This is a genomic window from Jiella sonneratiae, assembly GCF_017353515.1.
GTDB lineage: Bacteria > Pseudomonadota > Alphaproteobacteria > Rhizobiales > Rhizobiaceae > Jiella > Jiella sonneratiae.
Genome location: NZ_JAFMPY010000055.1, coordinates 1 through 3,663 on the forward strand (window position 1 = coordinate 1; position 3,663 = coordinate 3,663).

The following is a 3,663-nucleotide window of genomic DNA, read 5'->3' on the forward strand; positions in this document are numbered from 1 at the left end:
CTCTTCGTCCGGGTCGCAATCGACGCTGCGGCCTGACGACCAACCCGTCTCCCAATCCAGAGACGACGAAACTCAGCGCACGGATGCAGACCCTGTGACCCGGCAAGGATCAATCTTCACGGACGACGGGGTCTTCGGCGATCAGGCAGTCGAAGCCGCTCCGCAGGCCCGTTCCCTCCGCCGCGACGGGCGTCAGCACGCAGGGAATGCCCCGGGCGAGGGCGCCCAGCACCTTGCCCTTGATGCCGGCGCCGCTGCGCAGCGGCGCGACGAAGACCCGGTGGCGGTCGTAGACGTCGGCCAGATCCTCCACGAAGCCGTGGGCCTCGACGTTGTCGCCCGCCAGCGCCTTGATGTTCGCCCCCATGGCGCTGCCGTAGATGTGGAAGACGTCGTCCGGCCGCTTCTGCAGGATCAGCGGCAGGATCGCGTCGGCGAACCACTCGACCGCCTCGACGTTCGGCGGATGGCCGTAGCTGCCGAGAAACGAGATGCCCTCGCGCCCGGCGAGCGGCGCGACGGTCTCGCTCGGCCGCACCACCCACGGCGCCTTCACGACCTTCACGGAATTCAGCGCATGCGAGATGATCACGCTATGCTCGACCTCGTTGTAGGACAGGGTCACGTCGGCCTTGCGCATGACGTCGAATTCTTCGTCGCGGACCTTGGTGGCATAGTTCATCCGCGCCTCGTCCTTGAATTCGAGCGAGGAGCGCAGTTCGCGCAGGAAATGCAGGTCGGCGTTCATGAACAGGATCTTCGCACGCGGCGCCAGCCGGCGGATCATGTCGATGTATTTCGACGCGACCTGATAGCGTGTGATGTAGAAGGCATCGAACTCGGCCGCGCGCTTTTCCAGAAATTCCGGGACCGAGAGGCAGAAGGGCGCATAGATCGTCTCGATGCCCTGGCGCATCAGCTCCTCGGAATAGTGTCCGAGATAGGCGACGTTGTCGGGCACGAAAGTGACCTTGAAGCCCAGCGCCTGCGCGAGCTTCATCTCCTCGACGGCGGCATAGCTGCCGGCGTCCCGATCCGGCCGCGGCGTGCCGTAGTCGATGAAGGCGATGCGGCCGACGATGCCGCGATCCTTCTCCATGTCGACATTCTTGCCTTCCTCGCTGGCGCTGCGATAGGCCGACGCCCAGCGCTGCTTGAACTTCGGCCGGTTGACCTCCTGGTAGCGCTTCATGCCCGAGGTGATCTCGGTGCCGCTGGTCTTGCCCTCGTAGTGGTAGACCAGGGACAGGGGGGCGAAGACGGTCTTGTAGCCGGCGTCGCGAATCTTGAAGGCGAAGTCCGTGTCCTCGAAATACATCGGCTCGAGATAGCTGGAGAGGCCGCCGAGCTCGTCCCAGATCGCCTTGCGGGTCATCATCGCGGCACCCGACAGATAGTCCGCCTGCCGGGTGTAGCAGAAGCGCGGCTCCCATGGATTGGCGTTGCGCCCGTAGTTCCAGGGATTGCCGGTGCGCCAGACGATGCCGCCGGCCTCCTGCAGACGCCCGTCGGGATAGATCAGCTTCGAGCCGGTCAGGCCCACCTTCTCGAAACGCTCGAAGGGATGGATCAGCTCGTCCAGCCAGCCGGTCGTCGGCTCGGTGTCGTTGTTGAGCAGCACCACATATTCGCCGCGCGCCCTGGCCGCTCCGGCATTGCAGGCGCGGATGAAACGCTGGGCCGTCTCGTTGTGGATCACCGTGACGTTCTCGACGAGTTCGTCGAGTTCGGCGGTTTCGTCGCTCGAGCCGTCGTCGACGACGATCACCTCGAAGCTCGCCTCGTTGCTGGCGAGGAGCAGGGCGCAGAGGCAGTAATAGGTGATGTTGAACTTGTTGTGGACGGGAATGACGATCGAGACGTCCGGCTTTTCGTGCTGCTTGAAGACGAGCGGCCTGTAGTCGCCGGCGGTCAGCATGTCGAAGCCCTTGACGACGATCTCGTGCGCATGGGCGAGTTGTTCGGCCTCGCTGCGGTCGGCGATCTGCGCCACCGCATGGCCGAGCGCGGCGTAGCGGTGGGGTGCCTGGCGTGCGAGGTGATAGGGCAGCGGCGGACGGGTTTCGCGGCAGATCACGTCGTAGCTGGTGAGGACGGCCGGCAGCGTCTCGTAGTTCTCGAAGAGAATGAAGAGGCCGTGCTCGTCGCGGATCGCGACGTGATGGATGGCGCCGTCGAGCAGATGGTCCGGCACCGCCACGCTGCCGATCCCGACGCCGAGATGGGCGTCGGCGACGTAGTTGCCGTCGATATAGAGCGTGTAGGTGTTGTCCTCGGTTCCCTTCACATAGAGCGATCGGCCGCTGAAGGAGAGTTCGGAGAACTCGGCGCGCGGACGGTCCGGCAAAAGGATCGTCTGATCCTTGACCATGACGACCGGGTCGGGGGGAGAATAGGGATTGAGCGGCGCCGTGAAGTCGAGCGTCCCTTCGTGCTCGCCGTCGAGGATGAAGGGTTTCGGCCCCTTGCTCTGGTTGGCCGGGTTGAGCTGCGGATTGCTGATGAAGAGATAGGGCGGGAGATCCGGGATCTCCTCGACATGCTCGACCTTCACTATGATCGCCAGGCTGGTCGCGTTCGTCGCGGCCTGGAAGTCGACGAGCATCTGCTTGTGGCGCGCCGTGTCCCTGCCGCCCGGATGATCCGGGCTGACATAATCCTCGCTGGACTGAACGACCGCGCCCGAGGCGTCGCGAAGCTCGATGGTGATCTTCGCCGAAAGCCGATGCGCCGCGAGCAGTGCGCTGAAGACGAGATTGCTCGGCAGCTTCTGGAGGTGGCCCTTGCGGCCGAGCATCATCTCGAACTCGTTGCCGGCCTTGGCGCCGTCGATGCGCAGGGTCATCGTGGTGCCGCTGGGCACCGTCCAGTCGGGCAGGCTGTTGATCGTCAGATAGGGGACGCGGCCGACGCGCGGCGCGACCTGGGTCTGATTGACCAGATGCTTGGAAAGCAGATTGACCCGGGCGCGCGAACCGCGCGCGCTCATCGGGCCGATCGGCCGCGCCTCGTCGCCTTCGACGAGTTTCAGGTCCGCCTCGGACACGCCGGCGTCCGCCGAGACCCATACGGCTCCGTCGCATGCGATGATCCGGCTTATGCCGGCGGGAAGTTGAAATTTCATTCCTGCATCCTGTGCATTCGACTGGGCCGGCAGATCGCCCAGGCATCGGGGTGTCGCGGCGTGGCGGAAAGTCTGGGGTCGGGTGGGAAGCGGGGGGACGTTGTCGACCGCGGACGGATCCTGCGATCCTCCCCGCTGCGATGCGTGCTACTCACATGCGAGAGGCGGACCATGGCGGCTGGCGGGACGAGGGTGCTGTCGCAATCTCGTCCTCGCTTTTTCGAGATACGACGGCGTTGCCGCGGCGATCGTCAAGTAATACCAACGGCCACGATTTCTGACTCGGCGGGGATTCCCTTGATGGCGAGCGAGTGATTCACTGGCATTGAACCATGGAGGTTTCGATGGCGGTAGAGATCACTCGAACGGACCACTCATCGGCGGCGCTTCGCGCGGCTGCGGCGAAGAGTTTGGATGCGAAGGCGGCGCGGCGGATGCTGGCGATCGCGCTGGTCCTGGACGGCGTGGATCGCCGGTCGGCCGCCGAGACGTGCGGCATGGATCGCCAGACGCTTCGAGACTGGGTTCATCGCTACAAC

The 3,663-nt window shown here is 64.7% G+C and carries 2 protein-coding genes; one reads left to right on the top strand and one right to left on the bottom strand.

The annotated features are described in order from the left end of the window. Window positions 1-109: 109 nt before the first annotated feature. Window positions 110-3,046 carry a glycosyltransferase gene (locus tag J1C47_RS24185; RefSeq protein ID WP_207353196.1) on the bottom strand — a complete coding sequence of 979 codons (2,937 nt, stop codon included), beginning with the start codon at window positions 3,044-3,046 and terminating at the stop codon, window positions 110-112. Between the two features lie 422 nt (window positions 3,047-3,468). Between J1C47_RS24185 and J1C47_RS23935 the strand changes: the two genes are divergently transcribed. After that, a partial coding sequence (locus J1C47_RS23935) for a helix-turn-helix domain-containing protein (RefSeq protein ID WP_245396764.1) occupies window positions 3,469-3,663 on the top strand: 195 nt, incomplete at its 3' end.